The 20,817-nt window shown below is 45.0% G+C and carries 20 protein-coding genes; 1 reads left to right on the plus strand and 19 read right to left on the minus strand.

The genetic code is table 11. The annotated features are described in order from the left end of the window. Positions 1 to 110 precede the first annotated feature (110 nt). Positions 111 to 2,393, plus strand: coding sequence for a ribonuclease R (rnr, locus tag ACK8P8_RS19500; RefSeq protein ID WP_369860243.1), 2,283 nt, complete (start codon positions 111 to 113; stop codon positions 2,391 to 2,393). Between the two features lie 54 nt (positions 2,394 to 2,447). Here the strand turns inward: rnr and ACK8P8_RS19505 are convergent, their stop codons facing one another. From ACK8P8_RS19505 to ACK8P8_RS19595, 19 genes are all read right to left on the minus strand, one after another. Next, on the minus strand, positions 2,448 to 5,009 hold the full coding sequence (locus tag ACK8P8_RS19505; protein ID WP_099291705.1) for an adenosylcobalamin-dependent ribonucleoside-diphosphate reductase: 2,562 nt from the start codon (positions 5,007 to 5,009) through the stop codon (positions 2,448 to 2,450). 333 nt (positions 5,010 to 5,342) lie between these two features. Continuing rightward, positions 5,343 to 5,867 carry a ribosome maturation factor RimM gene (rimM, locus tag ACK8P8_RS19510; protein ID WP_369860246.1) on the minus strand — a complete coding sequence of 175 codons (525 nt, stop codon included), beginning with the start codon at positions 5,865 to 5,867 and terminating at the stop codon, positions 5,343 to 5,345. Positions 5,868 to 5,870: 3 nt separating this feature from the next. Continuing rightward, positions 5,871 to 6,452 carry a 30S ribosomal protein S16 gene (locus ACK8P8_RS19515; RefSeq protein ID WP_186975932.1) on the minus strand — a complete coding sequence of 194 codons (582 nt, stop codon included), beginning with the start codon at positions 6,450 to 6,452 and terminating at the stop codon, positions 5,871 to 5,873. A gap of 124 nt (positions 6,453 to 6,576) precedes the next feature. After that, complete coding sequence (locus ACK8P8_RS19520; RefSeq protein ID WP_099291694.1) at positions 6,577 to 7,212, minus strand: flavodoxin domain-containing protein; 636 nt, start codon at positions 7,210 to 7,212, stop codon at positions 6,577 to 6,579. Between the two features lie 74 nt (positions 7,213 to 7,286). Beyond that, the gene (locus tag ACK8P8_RS19525; RefSeq protein WP_186975938.1) at positions 7,287 to 7,973 is read right to left on the minus strand and encodes a hypothetical protein; all 687 of its coding nucleotides are present in this window, start codon (positions 7,971 to 7,973) and stop codon (positions 7,287 to 7,289) included. A 114-nt stretch (positions 7,974 to 8,087) separates the two neighbouring features. Further along, positions 8,088 to 10,145 (minus strand): acetate--CoA ligase family protein, encoded by a 2,058-nt coding sequence (locus tag ACK8P8_RS19530; protein ID WP_186975939.1) that lies wholly within the window; start codon positions 10,143 to 10,145, stop codon positions 8,088 to 8,090. Between the two features lie 78 nt (positions 10,146 to 10,223). Continuing rightward, positions 10,224 to 11,243 carry a class 1 fructose-bisphosphatase gene (fbp, locus tag ACK8P8_RS19535; RefSeq protein WP_218014301.1) on the minus strand — a complete coding sequence of 340 codons (1,020 nt, stop codon included), beginning with the start codon at positions 11,241 to 11,243 and terminating at the stop codon, positions 10,224 to 10,226. 149 nt (positions 11,244 to 11,392) lie between these two features. Beyond that, positions 11,393 to 13,117: a fimbrillin family protein gene (locus ACK8P8_RS19540; protein WP_369860247.1), complete on the minus strand. Its 1,725-nt coding sequence runs from the start codon at positions 13,115 to 13,117 to the stop codon at positions 11,393 to 11,395. Between the two features lie 508 nt (positions 13,118 to 13,625). After that, on the minus strand, positions 13,626 to 13,829 hold the full coding sequence (locus ACK8P8_RS19545) for a DUF3791 domain-containing protein (RefSeq protein ID WP_099291690.1): 204 nt from the start codon (positions 13,827 to 13,829) through the stop codon (positions 13,626 to 13,628). Then, positions 13,830 to 14,336 (minus strand): DUF3990 domain-containing protein, encoded by a 507-nt coding sequence (locus ACK8P8_RS19550; protein WP_369860250.1) that lies wholly within the window; start codon positions 14,334 to 14,336, stop codon positions 13,830 to 13,832. Between the two features lie 5 nt (positions 14,337 to 14,341). Continuing rightward, positions 14,342 to 14,587, minus strand: a complete 246-nt coding sequence (locus ACK8P8_RS19555) for a DUF3791 domain-containing protein (RefSeq protein ID WP_099291688.1) — start codon at positions 14,585 to 14,587, stop codon at positions 14,342 to 14,344. Between the two features lie 245 nt (positions 14,588 to 14,832). Then, positions 14,833 to 15,459, minus strand: coding sequence for a DUF6266 family protein (locus ACK8P8_RS19560; protein ID WP_369860251.1), 627 nt, complete (start codon positions 15,457 to 15,459; stop codon positions 14,833 to 14,835). 77 nt (positions 15,460 to 15,536) lie between these two features. Beyond that, on the minus strand, positions 15,537 to 16,136 hold the full coding sequence (locus ACK8P8_RS19565) for an N-acetylmuramoyl-L-alanine amidase (RefSeq protein WP_099291686.1): 600 nt from the start codon (positions 16,134 to 16,136) through the stop codon (positions 15,537 to 15,539). A 32-nt stretch (positions 16,137 to 16,168) separates the two neighbouring features. Then, positions 16,169 to 16,540, minus strand: a complete 372-nt coding sequence (locus tag ACK8P8_RS19570; protein WP_410026159.1) for a 3TM-type holin — start codon at positions 16,538 to 16,540, stop codon at positions 16,169 to 16,171. After that, positions 16,525 to 16,812 carry a MerR family transcriptional regulator gene (locus ACK8P8_RS19575; RefSeq protein WP_369860254.1) on the minus strand — a complete coding sequence of 96 codons (288 nt, stop codon included), beginning with the start codon at positions 16,810 to 16,812 and terminating at the stop codon, positions 16,525 to 16,527. Before ACK8P8_RS19575 ends, ACK8P8_RS19570 begins: the two co-directional genes overlap by 16 nt. A gap of 71 nt (positions 16,813 to 16,883) precedes the next feature. Next, the gene (locus tag ACK8P8_RS19580; protein ID WP_369860255.1) at positions 16,884 to 17,501 is read right to left on the minus strand and encodes a DUF6266 family protein; all 618 of its coding nucleotides are present in this window, start codon (positions 17,499 to 17,501) and stop codon (positions 16,884 to 16,886) included. Positions 17,502 to 17,963: 462 nt separating this feature from the next. Continuing rightward, the gene (locus ACK8P8_RS19585) at positions 17,964 to 19,556 is read right to left on the minus strand and encodes a PD-(D/E)XK nuclease domain-containing ATP-binding protein (protein ID WP_369860256.1); all 1,593 of its coding nucleotides are present in this window, start codon (positions 19,554 to 19,556) and stop codon (positions 17,964 to 17,966) included. A 189-nt stretch (positions 19,557 to 19,745) separates the two neighbouring features. Next, positions 19,746 to 20,153, minus strand: a complete 408-nt coding sequence (locus tag ACK8P8_RS19590) for a LytR/AlgR family response regulator transcription factor (RefSeq protein ID WP_237961806.1) — start codon at positions 20,151 to 20,153, stop codon at positions 19,746 to 19,748. 116 nt (positions 20,154 to 20,269) lie between these two features. Beyond that, positions 20,270 to 20,817: TlpA family protein disulfide reductase (locus tag ACK8P8_RS19595; RefSeq protein WP_410026160.1), on the minus strand; the 548-nt coding region annotated here is incomplete at its 5' end.

The raw sequence follows: 20,817 nt of genomic DNA on the forward strand, positions 1-20,817 counted from the left end.
ACGGATCATTCTCTCGTGAAGAAACGTATAAACTCAAACAAAAAGTTAGTATATTAGTAGCCTCGTTTTAATCAACGATCAGGAATCAAGCCTATATTTAAATTCAAAATATGCCAAGAAAAGAAAAAAAAACAAAGCGAGACATCGGTAAAAAAGAAATACGCCGGATGTTATACGATATATTCTCCGCGAACCCCAACGAACATTTTAATTACAAACAGTTGGCGCAGCGATTGGGGATCAAAAACATGAACGCGAAACAATTAATCATGACGGTTCTCTACGAGATGAAAAACGACAATATGCTCTCGGAAGAATCAACCGGACAATTTAAATTCAAAATAAGTACCGTTTACGTCACGGGAATCATCGACTTGACTGCCAAGGGTACTGCCTACTTGGTTTCCGACGAATGCAAGGAAGACGTGTTTATCCCGCAGGTCGGTTTGAACCATGCCTTGAACGGGGACAAAGTAAAGGTCTTGCTCTACGCTCGAAGTTCCAGACGTCGCCCGGAAGGGGAAGTGGTAGAGATTCTGGAACGCAAGAAAGAAACTTTCGTGGGTATCATCCAATGCTCCAAACAATACGCTTTCCTTGTACCAACCGGCAAACAACTGCCTTACGATATCTTTATCCCGTTGAACGAATTGAACGGGGCAAAAGACGGGGAGAAAGCCATCGTCAAGATTACCGAATGGCCAGAAAACCAAAAGAACCCGATAGGCAAAGTACTCCAAGTACTGGGTACCCCGGGAGATAATGATACCGAAATGAACGCCATCATGGCAGAATTCGAACTTCCGGTTCAATTCCCCACCACGGTGGAGAAAGCCGCGAAAAAAATAAAAGACGCTATTCCCGAGGAAGAAATCAAAAACCGAAAAGATTTCCGGGATATCACGACATTCACGATCGACCCGAAAGACGCCAAAGACTTTGACGACGCCCTTTCGTTCCGAAAATTAAAAAACGGGAACTACGAGGTAGGCATACACATTGCCGATGTCAGCTTTTACGTGACACCCGACTCGACCTTGGATAAAGAAGCGTATAACCGCGCAACCTCTGTTTACCTCGTGGACCGCACGATACCCATGCTACCGGAACATTTATCCAACGGGCTATGTTCCCTGCGTCCGAATGAAGAGAAACTCTGTTTCTCGGCAGTCTTCGAACTGAACGAGAACGCTGAAGTGATTAAACAATGGTTCGGACGGACGGTTATCAAATCGGACAGACGCTTCACGTATGAAGAAGCGCAAGCCATGATCGAGGGCGAAGACGGTGATTTCAAAACCGAAATATTAATGCTGAACGATCTTGCCCAGAAGCTACGGGCTGCCCGTTTCCAAAACGGCGCTATCGCGTTTGACCGCATTGAAGTACGCTTCGACATTGACGAGAAAGGTAAACCCACGGGAGTATATTTTAAACGCTCGAAAGAAGCCAACAAACTGATCGAAGAGTTTATGCTGCTCGCCAACAAAAAAGTAGCCGAAAGAATCGGCAAAACAAAAGAAGGGCAAAAAGCAAAAACTTTCGTGTACCGTATCCACGAGCAACCCAATACCGAAAAACTGGAAGACTTCGGTCGTTTCATAGCAAAATTCGGGTACAAAATACGCACGACCTCTCCCCGGCAACTATCTTCTTCCATGAACAAATTAATGGAAGATGTACAAAACCGTCCGGAACAGAACATGATCGAAACACTAGCTATCCGTACCATGGCAAAAGCCGTTTACTCCACGGTAAACGTGGGACACTACGGTCTGGCATTCGATTATTACTCGCACTTCACGTCACCCATCCGTCGTTACCCCGACGTGATGACTCACCGGCTGTTGCAACGGTATCTGGACGGGGGACGTTCTGCCAATGCCGAAAAATACGAGGAGATGTGCAAGCACTGTTCCGACATGGAACAAGTAGCATCCAACGCAGAAAGAGCCTCGATCAAATACAAACAGGTCGAGTTCATGAGTGACAAATTAGGAGAAAATTTCATGGGAACGATTTCCGGTGTCACGCAATGGGGATTCTACGTGGAGCTGAATGACACCAAATGCGAGGGACTGGTTTCCATCAATGAACTGGAAGGTGACTACTATGAATTTGACGAAGAAAACTACTGTATCGTGGGACGCCACCACCGGAAAGTTTACCAGCTTGGGGACCAAGTACTCGTGAAAGTAGCCAAAGCAAATCTCGTTGCCCGCCAACTCGATTTTGCCCTCGTGGAAAGCGAAAGTAAAAATACCACTCCTGCCGTTACGCCCCAAACACCTGCCTCCCGACGTGAAAAACCGGAACGTAAATTCCGCCGAGGCCGACGGGGAGATGCCGCTTCCGGCCGGAAAAGTGGAAAAGGAAACCGCAAAAAGAAATAAAAAATAAAACGGGGAGTTCAAAAACTCCCCGTTTTATTTTTCTATCATCAAGCATCAACCGCACTTGGATGACCCGCAAACTTTACAGATCAAACAACCTTCCTGATAAACGACAGATTTTGAACCGCAATTCTCACACACGGAACCAGTAGCCTCGGTTCCGTCCGGAATGAATTTCCGCAAAGCTCTCTCGACACCATTCTTCCACGTGTTAATATTCTCGTTATCAAATTCCATGGCTGCCACTAAATCCACGATTTGATTGATCGGCATCCCGTAACGCAAGACTCCCGAAATCAACTTGGCGTAATTCCAGTACTCCTTGTTAAACTTGTAAGACAACCCTTCAACCGTTGTTTTGAAACCTCTCTTGTTAGAGAATTGGAAGTCATAACGGCTATTACCATCCTCGTCCGTATTCTTGACAATCTTACCATCCGTCACGGCTTTCGGTAACATGATACCTTCCTCGTCATCAGCAATACCGGTGAATATCTCGTAAGGGCGGCCATTATAAAGACCGATGAAAGCAATCCATTTTTCCTTGTTGTTCTGGAAACGCACGATCTCCGCATCCAACTCTCTCGGACGTTTTGACGGCATCGCACCCTCTTCCTTCTTATCTTTATTGGAAACCAGTACTCCCGCACGAGAACCGTCGCGATAAACCGTACATCCCTTGCAACCGCTCTTCCAAGCCTCGATATAAAGCTGTCCCACCAATTCCTCCGTCACGTCTGCCGGCAGATTCACGGTAACACTGATAGAGTGGTCTACCCATTTCTGCACACGCCCCTGCATACGCACTTTAGCTACCCAATCGATATCATTGGATGTAGCCTTGTAGTAAGGAGATTTGGCAACCATCTCATCGATTTCCTCATCCGTATAGCGTTCGCGTACATCATACCCGTTTTTCTCCATCCAAAGGGCAAATTTATGATGGAATACTATAAATTCCTCGTAAGCATCTCCCGTCTCATCAACGAAATCCACACGCACATTCTTATCATTCGGATTTACCTTTCTTCTTCTCTTGTAAACGGGCAAGAACACCGGTTCGATACCGGAAGTCGTCTGCGTCATCAAACTGGTCGTTCCCGTGGGTGCAATCGTCAAACAAGCAATATTACGACGTCCGTATTTCACCATATCCTTGTACATCTCCGGATCAGCTTCTCTCAAACGAGTGATAAACGGATTGTTTTCCTCTCTCTTGGCATCAAAAATCTTGAAAGCCCCGCGTTCTTTTGCCATCTCGACAGAAGAACCGTAAGCGGCAATAGCCAATCGCTTGTGAATATCCACGGAGAAATCAACAGCCTCATCGCTACCGTAACGCAAACCCAAAGCAGCCAGCATATCGCCCTCGGCAGTGATACCCACTCCGGTACGACGTCCTTCTCTGGCTTTCGTTTTAATCTTCTCCCACAAACGGATTTCAACACCCTTAACCTCATCGTCTTCCGGATCCGCACTAATTTTGTCCAAAATAGCATCAATCTTCTCAAGCTCCAGATCAATAATATCATCCATCAACCGTTGAGCGATAGCCACGTGCTTTTTGAATAAATCGTAATCGAAATAAGCCTCTTTCGTGAAAGGATTTACCACGTATGAATACAAGTTAATCGCCAGCAAACGACAAGAATCATACGGACACAAAGGGATCTCCCCGCAAGGATTGGTAGATACCGTTCTATATCCCAAGTCCGCATAGCAATCCGGTATACTTTCCCGAATAATCGTATCCCAGAATAAGATTCCCGGTTCAGCGGATTTCCAAGCGTTGTACACGATCTTGTTCCACAACTTCACGGCATTGATCTGTTTCACGTTCTTCGGCTCATCGGAATAAACCGGGTATTTTTGTATATAATCACGTTCCTCAACAACGGCATTCATGAATTCATCGTCAATCTTTACCGAAATATTTGCTCCGGTCACTTTACCTTCCGTCATCTTGGCATCGATAAAGCTCTCGGAATCCGGGTGATTGATAGACACACTCAACATCAAAGCTCCTCGGCGACCGTCTTGTGCAACCTCGCGCGTAGAGTTAGAGTAACGTTCCATAAAGGGAACAATACCTGTTGACGTTAAGGCCGAATTCTTTACCGGCGAGCCCTTGGGACGAATATGCGACAAGTCATGTCCCACCCCGCCTCTTCGCTTCATTAATTGTACTTGCTCCTGATCTATCTTCATCACTCCCCCGTAAGAGTCAGAAGGCCCGTCGTGACCGATCACGAAACAGTTAGACAATGAAGCAATCTGATAATCGTTACCGATTCCGGTCATCGGACCTCCTTGCGGTACGATATACTTGAAGTCACGTAAAACTTCAAAAATCTCCTCCTCACTCATCGGGTTGGCGTAAGTCTTTTCGATGCGTGCGATTTCTGAAGCTAAACGACGGTGCATATCATTCGGGTTCAACTCAAAAATATTCCCGTAAGAGTCTTTTAAAGCATATTTGCTCACCCAAACACGTGCAGCCAACTCGTCACCCTTGAAATAATCAAGAGAACTACTATAAGCTTCTTCTTGCGTGTACACTTTCTTTTGGTTCACAGCCTGTTTCTGTTTCTCCACTTTCTTTGTAGTTTGTTCCATTTAGCGTATATAATAAATTTTCTTTTTGGTCCCTTTTCCAACAGAACAAAACTATGGAAAAAAAACTTATTAGAAAAATATTTTTACTAACACTTGTTGCAAGTTTTCCAAAATCATCAGTCATAACACTGATAATAAAACGATTAATAATTTCATTTTTCTTGAAAATTTTCCAAATATAAATTTGTTCTAAAGTAGAAATAAAAATCGTAGAAAATTTTGGTTTAATAAAAATTGAAGTTTTAGAGAGTTCGACTCTATCAAGGAAGTACCAATAAGACACTATGATGATTGAAAAATCACATCTGTTTACGTTTGTATTCCTAAAAAGGTTTAATAAAGTTCTTTGATTTCTTCAGGAATATTTACATGCAACAATCTTTCATCATGAAGAATGTCTGTCACGTATTCATCGGATACCGGAAGAAGAATTTCTTTCGAGAATATCCGGATAGAAAGAACTACATTTCCCGAATAATTATCAACCTGCACAACCTCCCCTTTTTCACCTGTCGGTTCGTCAACCACGGAAAACCCGATCAGATCAGAAAGTTCCAAAGGCATATCCTCCTCTTCAAGCAGATATTTATCCATCAACAAATCACTCCCCACCAATCGGTCCGCCTGTTCTTTCGAGTCAACAAAATCAAATTTGACGATATAAGAAGTATGGTTCCGTGCCGTCAGACCATCTTCCGCGATATAAAAGGGAACCGGTGCTCCTTCCAAAAGAAGAAACACCGGTTCATCCATGTATTGTTCAAGAAGATCATTTTCCGTGTAAACAATCAACGCACCCTGTAAGTTATGAGTCTTACCGATTTCGCCGATCTTTATACAATCTTCCCTCTTGATCATAAATTATTCAGCTGCTGGAGTTTCTGCCGGAGCCTCCGGAGCTACTTCCGCTGCAACAGCCTCTGTAGCGGCAGCTTCTACTTCTGCTCTTGCTGCAGCCTCTGCCTCAGCTTTTGCCGCTGCAATTTCAGCTTGTTTCTTAGCTACAATCTCTGCTTTAGCTTCTTTTACTTTAGCCTCAGCTTCCAAACGAGCTTTGTATTCACTTTCAGACTCGTTAGCCAAACGTGCGATCTTAGCCTGAATCTTAGCGATTTTCTCTTTCTTCCAAGCCTCGAACTTCGTATCAGCAGCAGCCATATCAAACGCACCTTTCTTCACTCCTTCCAACAAGTGTTTCTTCAAAAGAACACCCTCGTAAGACAATATTGCCTTCGCAGTATCGGTCGGCTGCGCACCGGTTTGTAACCAATACAATGCTCTGTCAAAATTCAAATCAATCGTAGCCGGGTTAGTCATCGGATTGTAAGAACCAATTCTCTCAATATAACGACCGTCACGCGGCGCTCTACTATCTGCTACCACTACATGGTAGAACGGACGGCCTTTACGACCGTGTCTTGCTAATCTAATTTTAGTTGCCATTCTTTTACTTTTAACTTATTAATTACTACCTATTCTCGATAGGCGGCGCAAAGATAGTGATTTAATTGAAAATTGAAAGTTGAAAGTTGAAAAATTCTTCACGAAATCAATTTCTTGAAAGGATCTATACCCCCTCAAACTCCGGCATCACCATATCCAACCATTTGTTTATCCGGGCATCCGTCTTCTCCGGCTCGAAATCCTCATCCAAAGGCAGTCCGACAAACAGATCATCAACCACGGCAGTTGAATCCTCGTACACGTACCCGTCCGTGGTGGTTTTACCCACTAAAGTCGCACCGAGTCCGGTTACCAACTCTGCCATGTATCCCATCCCGTCCACGAAATTCTTGGGATACGTGATATGATCGCCCAGCCCGACGAGAGCGACAAAACGATCTTTTAACGAAATCTTACGCATCTGCGGGAAAAACTTCGCCCATTGATCTCTCTGCTCCCGTTCCCACGTACTTCTGCCAAGAGAAGAACAAACCAGAATCATATTCTTGTAATCCAACAATTTCCCCGCGGGGACATCATTCACGCAAAACATATCCACTTTACCGGCACCGATTTTATTCTTCAGCATTTTAGCCACCCGATGAACATTTCCACCCGCCGGGGAATAAAATATCCCTAACCACTTCATTTCACTTGTCCGTTCATCCAAAAGATAATTTCCTTCAAGATCAGCAGTCAAGCGCAACGGTTCTTCTTGTCTTTCGACCTCCTTTTTACCTTTCCTTGTAACCTTATCCATAAAAATATAGTTTATAGTGATTATTGTATCAACTATAAACTATACGGCAAAAATGTCTAAAAGTTATATTCGTCTTATTTCTTGTGCGTGGCGATCGCCAGCAATATTCCGAGAGCGACACCCAATAAAGCGGCAAACAATACCCGCGTATCTCCCGGCAGCAAGAAAGTAATCGTGTGAGCCGGATACCAGAAAAAAGGTATCGTCTTCTTGAACACGAAATTCCATTGTACCCGCCAATTCAAATTTGCCATAATCTCACCCATCTGTATCGGGGTAAAAAGACCTGCCAACGTACCGCCATGACTCAATATATGCGTATCGGTAATCTTGTGCAATGTCATAAACACGGGAGCAAATATTGTATTCATCGCCACGGAAATACAGAATGCAACGAATACTTTCTGCCCGGACAAAGCCTCTCCCATCACGGTCGTCGCGTTCTCCATACCCATCGTTTTCAAGAACGCAGGAACACCATTCGCGAATATCGTCATCGCCATACTGATTCCCATCCCGAGGATTCCCCACACGATAGCTCTCGGCAACACTCCGAATCCCTTGCGATTATAAACGCCCGCGCTGATACGCAACCCGATACACTCCCCGAAAGTCGACAGAATACCAAATTTCAGGAAACTCATAATCATACCGTGCTCGGCATTAAACGTCTTGTAAAAGGAATAAACCGTTTCCGACACGAAAAAAGGGAGCAGAAACAAAATCACACACCCCAGAACAATAAAATCCTTCTTCTTCATTATATATTAATTTAGCCGTAAGATCCATAAAGTCCATAACGCCTGACCTTACGACCTTATAGACTTTATAGACCTTATGGACTAGAGGGTGTATTAACACACACCCTCATTTCTTTATTTTTCAATCCGAATACGGGCATCCACGGCAACCACGTTGTCTTTGTTACCCAGAAGCGGGTTCAAGTCCATCTCAAAGATTTCCGGGGCTACTTTTACCAACGCGGAAATACGCATCACAGCCTCGGCGAACTTATCTTCGTTCACGGGCTCTTGACCGCGCACTCCTTGGATAATCTTGTAGGATTTCAGTTCTTTAATCAACCCGTGAGCCTCTGACTTGGACATCGGAGCCAACCCTGCTTTCACGTCTTTCAGCACCTCGATAAAGATTCCGCCAAGCCCGCAAAGCACCATGTGTCCGAACTTATCATCGCGTTTCGCCCCGATAAACACTTGCGTACCGCTCAACTGTTGAGCCAACATAATAGCGTAAGTATCTTTGATCTGCATCATCCGTTTGAACTCCCGACGCACAGTTTCCTCGTCGTTCACGTTCATCACGACTCCGCCGACATCCGATTTATGAATAGGTCCGACCACTTTCATTACCAACGGGAACCCGATCTCTTTCGCCATCTTCACGATTTCCTCCTCGTTATCGGACACGCCTTCTTTCGCTCTGGCTACTCCTGCCGCATCCAACAAAGCGTGAATCTCTTCCGGTGACAAATAACCATTCTGCGCGTTATCCACCACTTCCCGGATTTTCTTCACGTCCATATCCGGCATATCGAAATGCTCCGGTTGAGGCGCGGGAGTCTTGTATATCTTGCAAAGGGCATTTCCGAACAACACTTCATCAGGGAAATACACCCGTCCTTTAGAAACAAACTCGTCGATCTCGGCCTTCACGATCTTGGATGACGGGAAGATGGGGAAAATCGGCTTTTTGCTTGTCTTCATCTTTTCATCAAGCACGTTGTACACGTCGAAAACAGGGAACAATCCCGGGCTCCCGAAAATAACAGCCATCCCGTCGATATTATCAAAATCCTTGTCACAAGCATCCAGAATAAAGCCTAATTGCTCTGCCGTACCCGTGGCAAGGAAATCTATCGGATTCCCGACAGATGAACCACCGAATAATTTAGACAACAACTCCTTTGCCTTTTCTCCCTCGATATGCGGCACATCCATTCCACCGTTGGAGAGCGCATCGGTCAACATCACGGCAGGACCTCCCGCGTGAGTCACCACGGCCATATTCTTTCCTTTCACCTCGGGATGCATGAAGATCCCGGCAACCGTCATCAACTCGTCACGTCCGTTACAACGCACGATTCCGGCTTTACGGAACAAAGCTTCAACAGCAACATCCGAACTAGCCAACGCACCCGTGTGTGAAGAAGCGGCACGACTTCCGGCAGCCGAACCACCGGACTTAACCGCCGCGATACGGCAACCTTTACGAATCAATGAAGAAGCATGCTTCAATAACTTCTCCGGCTTCTCGATACTCTCCACGTACAACAACTTCACGCGGGAACTCGTTTCCGGATCAAACGATTCATCCATGTATTCCAGAATCTCCTCAACACCCATCTGGGCAGAGTTCCCGACAGAATACATGCTATTGAATTTAATACCTTTCTGCATCCCCGAATCCATGATAAACAAGGCCGTTGCCCCGGAACCGGAAATCAAATCCACTCCTTGCGGGTTCAACTCCGGAATCGGACTGGTAAATACCCCGCTATAATGGTTAGTCAAAACCCCAATACAGTTGGGACCTATCAATGCTCCACCCACGGAATCAATCGTATCCACGATCTGACGCTCTAATTTAGCACCCTCTTCGTTTTCCTCGTGGAACCCGGCAGACAAAATAATAAATGCTTTTGTATTTTTTTGTTTGGCAAGTACCTCTACTGCGGTGGGACAGAATTTAGCGGCAATCGCTAAAATAGCACAATCCACTTGCGGAAGATCCTTCACGTCACGATAAGACTTCACACCTTGCACTTCATCCATTTTAGGATTTACCACGTAAAGTTCTCCTTTGAAATTACCATCTTGCAAATTTCTCAACACGGTTCCGCCCGGTTTATGTATATCATCCGAGCCGCCCACGACCACGATACTCTTCGGTTCAATTAACTGTTTCGTTATCATATAGCATAAATTTTTATTTCTCTTTTAATTTCAAATGGATGATTGCTAGTGCCATCATCCATTTGAACTTTCTGTTTCTTAGATATTGTTGAAGAAAGTCAGAAACTCCTGAACCTTCTGTACCATCTTCTTCGAGCCTGTATAGAGAGGCACCCGCTGGTGCAGCGCCTCCGGCACGATCTCAAGGATTCGCCTTTCCCCGTCCGTCGCCATACCTCCCGACTGCTCTGCAATAAATGCCATCGGGTTGCACTCGTACAACAATCTCAACTTACCTGTCGGGTGCGAGCTGGTTTGCGGGTAAAGGAATACTCCCCCTTTCAACATGTTCCGGTGGAAATCGGCCACCAAAGAACCGATATAACGAGAAGTATACGGACGCTTGGTTGCATCATCTTTCTCTTGGCAATATTTAATAAATTTCTTCACTCCCACGGGGAAATTCACGTAATTACCCTCGTTGATAGAATAGATTTTCCCGTTTTCCGGCGTCTGCATATTCGGGTGTGACAAACAGAACTCCCCGATAGACGTATCCAGCGTGAAACCGTTCACCCCGTTACCGGAAGTGTACACCAACATGGTCGACGACCCGTAAATCACGTACCCGGCAGCCACTTGTTGCGTCCCCGGTTGGAAGAAATCCTCCATTGTCAAGGGTTCCCCGAGCGAAGAAACACGTTTATAAATTGAAAAAATAGTCCCCACGGACACATTCACGTCAATATTCGACGAGCCGTCCAACGGGTCCATACATATAACATACTTGGCATCTCTACATAAGCCTTCCTCGAAAACCACAATATCTTGATTTTCTTCTGTTGCAACCCCGCAACACTCACCACTTGCCCTTAATTCATCCATAAAAGTATTGTCGGCATAGACATCCAACTTTTGCTGGTCCTCACCCTGGACATTGATGGAACCCACCTTACCTAATATATCTACCAAACCAGCTTTATTCACCTCACGATGAACTTTTTTAGCAGCTATACCAATATGATGTAAAAGTCTCGAGAACTCCCCGGTAGCACCCGGAATCTCCGCCTGCCGCTCAATAATAAATTGATTTAAAGTTGTAACTTTATGCATTATCATGGTTCTGTGTTTTAATTTTTTTGCAAATATAGACTTATAAACTGTAATTTAAAAGGTTTACGAACTTAAATTCTGAAAGATACCCATCCATTCCTTACCGAACAAACGGGTCTCTTTCAGAATTACGGCATATAGTTCAAAAGGTTTTATCAATAGGCTCGGACGGCTCGAACTATTGCAGCATTATCTTTAACATCATACCTATCCGTACGCCAATAATCTTTAATGCCATTTCCTGTTCCCCCTCGTTCTGTAGAACTTCCATACGCAATACTATCATCTATCAAATCTCCACCTTGTTTTATTATATTAGGATTCAATATAATTAACCGCGATACTATATATTTTATTTCATTCATTGCGGGAAAATACCACTCTTCTCCTCTATTTAAACACGCATTAAAAGCAGGATACTTAGTTAAATCTTCACCTTGGTTTTCTATAAAAGTCCTCACAATATCAGTATTAATTGCCCCATTATTCTTATCTGTCGCTCCAACTATTCGTTCATAGCCTCTAGTTCCAAGATCACACCACATTAATTTCCCCAACGATTCATTCGCCACCACTCTTCCACGGTAAGCATTAATTCCCTCCATATTCGTTTCAAATTCATTATCTGTTTCATTGTAGCCAGTAACCTCTCCAACTACAAATATCGTTCCTCCTGCCCAGGCATCCCCAATTTTCGGTGCAGGCAAATCAACTCGATCATAATTGTTACCTCTTAACTCCTTATTCTCAAAATAGTATTCAAACGACTCTTTATTATCAGTGTAAAAAATCGCTTTCTCCAATCGTAAGCTTCCTCCTTCCACCAATCGAGGGAAAACAAACTTCATCTTATTATCCACCACCGCAATCCCTTTCAATTCCCGTTTCACTTCTCCCGAGGCCAGATAAAGATCCGCTTTACTAATATTCACTCCCACAGCGACCTCCGTCAACAAAACTTCAACTTCCTCCCCTTTTTCAATTACAATCTCATAAGGCTCTTCCGAGTACCAATCTTTTACTGACATCGAAAACTGCATTTCAACAGGCCCCATACCCGGGTATTTATTCACTTTCACGTTATACGTATATTCTTTCCCTTGCTCGAAATTATTGGCAGGAACTTCTACTTCAAACGGCTCCTCAATCCCTACAACTTGAAACGAGAACAACTTCTTATTATCCTCTATCTCTTGCGGCAAAATAATAACAGAAGAATTGTTGGATTTCGGCATTATAATTTCATCTTTCGCTTCTCCATTCTCGACTTCACCCGTCCCCAAATTAAGAGTCCCGCTAGTAACAACATCATGCAATTTCACATTTTCCAATTGTGTCAAATCAATCGTAGCAGGCGTTTCCGTCGCAATATTCAACACGATCTTGGAAAACAGATGTTCAAACTCCAATTTTATCGGCTCGGCATCTTTTGCATATCCCTCTGCCGCCTTCACATACAAAAAATCCGATTTATCCAAACCGTTAGATTGATCTGTTTCCACGCTAACATTCATTCGGGCCAATTCTTGTGGTTCCGAATGTTCCTTTTCCCAATAATACCCGTACACGTCTATCCGCCCATCGGGATAATAATGCTCACCACCATCCGCAAAAGTCAAATCGCCCTCCTGCCCATAGTTCATTTTACAAAGATCTTCACTTGCAGGAACAGCAACAACATCCGCACTCTCCCGCTTAGCAATGTAAAGAAATATTTTATTCCCTTCACTAAACCCATCCACCCGGGATAAACTACCGGATTTCAAGTCTTGAATATTAGAACGAAAACGAATTTCCCGTCCATTAACACTTTCTTCCGAAACATTTCGAACGCAACTCAACAAGACACTTGCCAATAAGAGAAAACCAAATAATTTCATAGTCTGCAATTTTTAAATGTTTAGATTATAATTTCTCCTCCGCACATATCATTAAACTAGATTCTTCAATCTTTCAAAGACTCGAAAATATTAAATGGTTATCTTTACACGCCATTCTTGTAATTACACCTGACAATAAATCAATTACACCCCACCATTAATATATTTTCCTAATGTTCTATCCCGTAGAAACAAAAAACGTTATTTTACGCTCCATAAAAATATATAATAAAAACCAAAAAATCAACTACCCAACCTTTTTACGAAAAAAAATTTCTATCAACTAAAAATATACTTCCAAATATTACAACCGTATTTAGAATAAATCGTACATTTATATAGAATTACAATCATATTTAGAATATTAAAGTAGTTATCGTGCATGAAAGGTCCCTCCAAACGATATAACATATCAAAAAGGTATTGCTAAAAACAAAAAACAAAATCGAGGAGATCTTTCATTTTTCCTCCTCGACATTTTAAAATTTCTCCATATTACAATAATCCACTATTTACCTTGCAACTCATGCAATATGTCATTGACAATATAAAGATCACTCATCAAGTATAAACCATAGCGAGGATCATGTAACATACGACAAACCTTAGTATTATAAAAAATTCCCAATGCTCGCTCCGGGCTGACTTCCAAACGAGAAGCCAACAACATGATAATGCGACTTATTTTTCTCCAAAGCACCTGATCTTTCATTTATAACCTCCTTTCCTTGTTATCCAACCGAAAGCAATTCACGTAATATAAATGATTATCAATAAGTTCTTGACTCAATAAACATATTTGATGGTTGGGCTTCGCATAAGCTAACTGCCCAAGAGCCTGCTCCACTGTAATATTGCCATTAATATAATCTTCCACCGTATCAATAACTTGATCATCAGCGACACCACCTTCGATCATGTCGTAATCTTTCCATGGTTGTTGTCCACTTCGACTGACAACTATAAAATCCAACCAACGAGAATCATAGCTCTTAAGACAAAGTACACGATACCCCTCTTTCACAGCGACATCCATATCAAACTCATAAATATTAACCCAAGCACTATCACTAGCTCGGATCAATTGCACACGTTTAGCCCAACGTTCAGCCTGTGTTCGTAAAACTGTTAGATAAAAACCCTTGCCAAAATCTAAATCCTCACGTCCCACTTGTGCCAAAGGATGCTCTATCGGGAGCGTAGAACCATGGTAGAGCATGATCCTCATTTATTACCTCCTTCCCGCGCTTCCCAATTTAGTAAAGCCTCAACTACATCTTCTGCCACATGTTTTAAACTCTGGGTATGCATCACGTCATAGCAATCTAATAATAGACGTTTTACAAGATTTACTTTTTCCATTCGTTGATACATATCCATGGGCGATATTCCCATTTTTTTCGCCCCAGCCTCTATGGCCATAACCGTAAAATGGATTTTTTCGTCTTCAAGAGTTCGTGATTGCAGCATACAAATCTATATTTAATTTATCTTGAAAACAAAGATACGAAAATGTACCATCTTTCAGATAAAACAATAAAACAAAAATACCCCAATCATAGTTAAAATTCTCCACTTGGGTACTCTCCCAAAATACACTCTTGTACTAAAATTCACCGGTACCCATCGATAAACTTATCCACGAGCCCGGTGAATATTAAATTACACAACTACTCCCCCGTTTTCGGATTCTCCCGAAAAGTATCCAGTATAAATCACTGAATCAATAAGCTGTCCGACGCCCTTTTTCCGTTCTTCAACGTGGCGAAGCAATACACCTTCACTTTCGTGTTATCCCACTCGTCCGGGAGCGCGTAACTGGTACTGCCACTTTCACCCCGGGCTCTCAACACTACCAGCCTTGCCCGTTCCCGTTCCGTTTCGTACAACACGCCGTACACTTGGTCGTCAGCCAACGCGAACCCGTCCTCTTCTTCCTGCCCCTCTTGCTCGAAAAGGAATTTTTGGTTTTCCTCGCTGTACGTCACAGTCACCTTCGGCGGATTGATAATCCCGGCAGCCACCAACAATTGTTCAAAATTAACGGTTGCCTCGTTCTTATCGTTCACCGTCACCGCCTTCATGTTCGCCGCCACGAAAGCATTTGACGTCGACCCCTTCCCGATCCCCACGAAGCCTTTCCGTATCACCGGTAAAAGACTCCGGGACAACTGTACCAACACTTTCATCCTCGCCCGCTGTGCCAGTATCTCTGGTGTCGGGTTATCCTTCCTCGTGAATACTTTCGCTTTCGCGATGTTCTTACTCCTCGTGTAACACAACGTGATGTTACCTACTGATTTTCTCGCTTTACCTAACAAATAAGAATTAAATTCTGCCATAATAATTGAAAATTGAAAGTTGAAAATTGAAAATGTAAACACTTAAATCCATGAATCAAAAATCATGAAATCATAAATCATAAATTTTTAAACGCTTCCTCCAACGCCGGCCCCGGATCGATTTTCCGGTTCGTAACCGCGGAATGGCCCACGACATCTTTGATAGGGTAGTACTCCTCCAGCACGCTACAAATTTTCGCCAAAGTTTGCACCTGCATCCTCGTGTAGCGATGCCAGTAAGTCAACTTCCCTTCCGATTCGTACGCGAAGACGTCTTCCGCCGGAACAATCCGCCCGCACTCGGCAACGAACATTCCCCCCGACAAACGAAGCTTCCCCAAGTTATCCAGTTCGATCCCGATGGAATAACGATTCAATCCCGACCGCCCCGCGTACCAGCTACGCCCGGCGTGCCACGCTTCCGTGTCAAACGGCACAAGTTGAATGATCTCCCCGTCCCGCCCGATTACCAGATGAGCGGAAGCTCCCACGTCAGGTCTTGTCAGGTAAATCGCGGCAGCCTCGGCTCCCCACGCGGCGGTATAGTGCAAGACAATCATGTCCGGTCCCACCAGCTTCCGGGTATTCTTCGCGCAAACCAAATGACGTACCCGATCGCCCATCAACCGATGGTTGACAATTGAAAATTGAGAATTGAAAATTGAAAATGAACTCATAAATCACAATAATTGAAAATTAAATCACTGAATCACTTCCGTTTTCGCGTGAAGACTTGCAGAATTTTTTCTCCGCCTCGTCCCACCACGTAACCGCCCAAACCGATTTCCAACAAGTCCCAAAAGCGGGAAGTATCGTCAAGAATCGGCAGGTTCGTGAACGTTCCGACCAACACGATCACCGCAAATACCAACATCACCAACGGTCGCCACGATCGCTGCAACCAACTTCCCTTCGCTTCCTCCAGCAATACTGCCGATTGCGCCTCTACCCGTGCCCGTTCCCATTCCGCGAGTACCTGTAGCAAATCCGATTCCAGTTGCCGCTTCTCCCTCGCCGGGAGAGTCAGGCGGTCGATCACCTCGCCAACCGCACTGACCACGTTCTTTACTCCTTCCACCACCTCAATCCCGTGACGATACTATTCTTGATCTCTGCCTCGAAGTAAAACTTCTTGTTCCCTACTCTCCGCACGGGAATAGCGAACAGCTTCTCATAACGGCGCAAGGTGTGGGCGGAGATATTCATTGCCTTGCAAACCTCCGCCGCAGTCATCAACCTGTGCGACACGTTCGTCGCCGTTTCTATTGCCAACCTTACTTCCTGTTGATACTCTTTAAGTTGCCGCAACAACAACAGGGTTATCTCTTCCCCTTTTTCGATTTTGTTAACCATGTTCTTCATTTTAATTGAAAATTGAAAGTTGAAAACTGAAAATTAAAATCACTCAATCTAAAATTTAAAATCTAAAATCGTAAGTATTGACTCGACGAATACGCCTTTCCCTCTTTCGCCCGGAAAAAGCAATACAAATGTGCCGCCATGCCTCGCTTCCGGTTCAATTGGATCATCGCCTTCCCGTCACCCCTCGTCGCCCGCACTTCTTCAAACACGGGAGTAAACGAGCGATCGCCGTACAACACGACCACCATTAACTCATCGCCCATCCTTGCCGGAGCCAACCCGGCATTTTCCTCCCACGTCAAGGTTACGACGTCCCGGTCATCCACCTCACCCCGAAGATTATTCACCTTCTGCAACATCCCCACCGCCAACTGCAAACGTGAAAAATCGGCAATCTTCCCGTCCGGTTTAAAAACCTTCATGTTCAGCCTCATGAAAAAATTGTAACCGCTCGCGGACATCCCCCCTGTCGCCACACGCCACACTTCCCGCAAGGGTGTCACCACCATGTGCCGATAAAAACAAATCGCCACCATAAACTGAGAACGGCAATCCATCTGTTCCGGCGTCTTCGCGTCCGAGTATTCCGCCGGGGTACTCCGCACCCGGGTATCCGCTCCTACCCGATAAAAAACCGTGTTCCCGACTTTTCCCGATATCAACTTATCTGTTTTAGCCATACTGATTAAATTGAAAACAATAACTAATAAACACTCTCGTTCGTTTCTCTTTCCTATCACTCTCCTTTCAAAAACCTTCCCGAAGGTCTTTAAAAGGACTTTGAAAGGAGTTTAAAAGGACTTTGTTCCCTGTCTTCCCCGGGATTACTCCCCGTCTTCCCGGGGAATTCCTCAGGTATCTCCGACCTCTTGTACCGCATTCTTTAAAATTCTCATCATCTTTTATTTTTAAATCAACGATACAAAGATATTTCCCCCACGTCCCCCCACCAACGAAATGACACAGACAGCCAAATAACTGTATAAACACCCTGTAACCTGACACAGACGCCTAAAACACGAGATTCATTTTCCCCGCCTCCTCACAACTCACCTGCTGAAATATTATAAACATCGCGTCCCGCCTTTTCCGTGAGGATAAAGCGGGACGCAAAAATATTGTAATATATATCCTGAAAATATCTACTCGATCACCTCCCAATCGTCCACGGTGCCCGTTTCCGAGGAGAAGCTAACCCCGACACGATGCAATTGACGACGGTCATTCAGGTAAGGCAGGGCGTACCCCTTCTCCTCGATCTGTCGCAAGGCCTCGTCTGCCGTGCCGTCCAGCTTGAACTCGAAGATGTAAACGTGAGCGTCCGTCTCGATAACACAATCCACACGCCCCTCGCTCTGCTGTTTCTCCGTGTACACCGTGTAGACACTCACTAAACGCATCAGCAAATAGAAGGTATAATGGAAATAACGTTCCCGTTCACGCTCGTTCTCCTTTCGTCGCATCGTGTAGGGAATGTCGCTCAAGAAAGAGGTCAACAGCACGCGGAATTGTTCCGTGTCACCCGACTCCAACGCATCCACCACGTCCAGTACCCAATTGTTCACGCTCGATTTCGGTTTCAAGTAATCCGAGGCAACCATTGTCAGGAAACCACTTTTCACCTCGTTATTCGGGAAATCGAGCAAAAACGTGTTACGACGGGCGTTGTAATCCTTGATCGTCAAGTAACCGCTCTGGTAAATCATCGGTAATGGCTTCTCCACGTCCGCCTTGTAATCCACGAACTCCCGCGGATCGTAATATCGCCCCGTCAACTCGTCGAGATTCTCCCGCGTGTGGTTCAACAAGCGTATCAAGTAAGTCGGCGTACCGCTCCGGAACCAATAATCCTGTATTCTCATCGAATCGAAAGCGTTTAGCAAACTGAACGGGTTATAGACATCCACTAACTCTTCGCCAAAATGATAACCGTCATACTGACGTTTTAATAATTGTTTAATCACCTCTACACCACACTTCCTTTTCGCTGCCATGGCAACAATCGCCTCCGCGAAATAGCTTTCCAACTCCTCTTGCGTGATCCCGCAAAGCGTTTCATAACGCCCGTCCATGCTAATGTCTTTCGGCTGATTGAAACCGCTGAACACGCTCACTTGCGAGAATTTCGTCACCCCCGTCAAGAAGACAAACTGCAAGTGTTCGTCAGCCGCCTTGAATACCGAGTAAAAAGCCTTCAGCACGTTACGGTGCCGCTCCTCCAGCAACATCCGGTTTTCTCCCAGCACCGTTTCCAAACCCGTGTCAAGCACATCAAGAATAGGTTTATCATATTCATCGATTAACACCACCGCTCGCCTACCTATTCGAGCGTGCGCCTGCTCCAGCACTCGAATAAAACGATCACCCACGACCGGACTTTTTCCCCTCTCCACTTGCCAATCTTCCTCCCATCTCGAAACATAATCGTCAAGAACATGCTCCAACGTCCCCTCAAGGGTGAAATCTCTTCCGTTAAAATCCACGTGAAATACCGGATACTCCAACCAATCCTTCTCCAACCCCTCTATCGCCAATCCCTTGAAAAGTTCCTTCCGACCGAGGAAATAATTCTTCAAGGTCGATACCAACAAACTCTTCCCGAAACGACGGGGACGACTCAAAAAATAAATTTTCCCCCCTTTCACGAGAGAATATATCATCTCCGTCTTATCCACGTAAACGTAACCGTCCTCTATGATCTGGTCAAAACTCTGCATGCCTATCGGGTACTTCATCTCTATCTGATTTTTAGTTACTATTGCAAAGATAGTACAATATTTTCCACGTCCCAACACGTCAAATAACTTTTATCAATCATTGCCATTCTCGAGGCACAAGCACGTTACCCGATAAAAATGAATGATCTTTCACCGGAGCCCGTCGATAAATTTATCCACGAGACCGGTGAATATTAAATTACACGATTACTCCCCGTTCCCCGTTTTCGGGTTTTCTCGGGAAGTATCCAGTATATTAAAACAAGCCAACACGTTTTTCCGGTAATAGTCCCCCAGCGGGAACCATTTCTCCCCGGCTCGCAAGGAGTTACCCGCCCACGTGTCGACATAACGCAGGTTCAGGATAAAACCACGGTGTACACGAACAAGATAGGCGTCCAGTAGCTGCCACTCCACGCTACCCAAACGGCACGCCACGGTAATCCGGGAGTTATCTTTAAAATGAAAATAACAATAATTACCCGATGCCTCTATCCAAACGATTTCGGCATAAAAATACTTCTTGTAATACTCGTCCTGACGAATAAGCAAGCCATCTGCCACCAGCGGTGACACTCTCAAAGGTGCAGTTACACCCGATAAATCTGTTTTCATTGACAATTAAATTTATGCCTCATGAAAAACTCACCGACGGGCGTAGACAATAAATAAAAAGAGGGGAGCCATTTTCTCGACTCCCCCCTAGCACGCACCAAATTTATAAAACTCGATTACTTTTTCTTGCTCTTTTTCAGCAATTTCGCCACCGTGTCACGAAGGGCATCCCCGCGGAGGCCTTTCGCCACGATACGGTTCTCCGCGTCAACGAGAAACGTCGCCGGGAGTTCATGCACCATGTAAAGACGGGCGATCGGGGAGGCGAAGCCTTGCAAGTCCGAACCGTTTGTCCACACCATCCCGTCCATACCGATGGCGTTGCGCCACTCACCACGGTTCTCGTCAAGCGAGATGCTGACGATTTCCAGACCCAGCGGGCGGTATTGCAGGTAAAGCTTCACGAGGTCAGTGTTGTCCTGACGGCAGAGAGGGTTCGTTGAAACCCAGAAGTACACCAGCTTCAACTTGGCGGGAAGGTCATGCAACGAGAAGGTGTTCCCGTCGGGCTTCTCCGTGGTGAAATTAGGAGCCACCTCGCCAACGGCTAGTTTCCCGTATTGCTCGAGGGCAGCGGCGATTCGCTTGCCGGGAACGGTGACTCGGGCAGCTTCCCCGAGAAGGTCATACTTCGAGCGCAAGCCCTCTTCCGTTTCACCGCTGA

The organism is Butyricimonas muris (genome assembly GCF_046365375.1).
Classification (GTDB): Bacteria; Bacteroidota; Bacteroidia; order Bacteroidales; family Marinifilaceae; genus Butyricimonas; species Butyricimonas muris.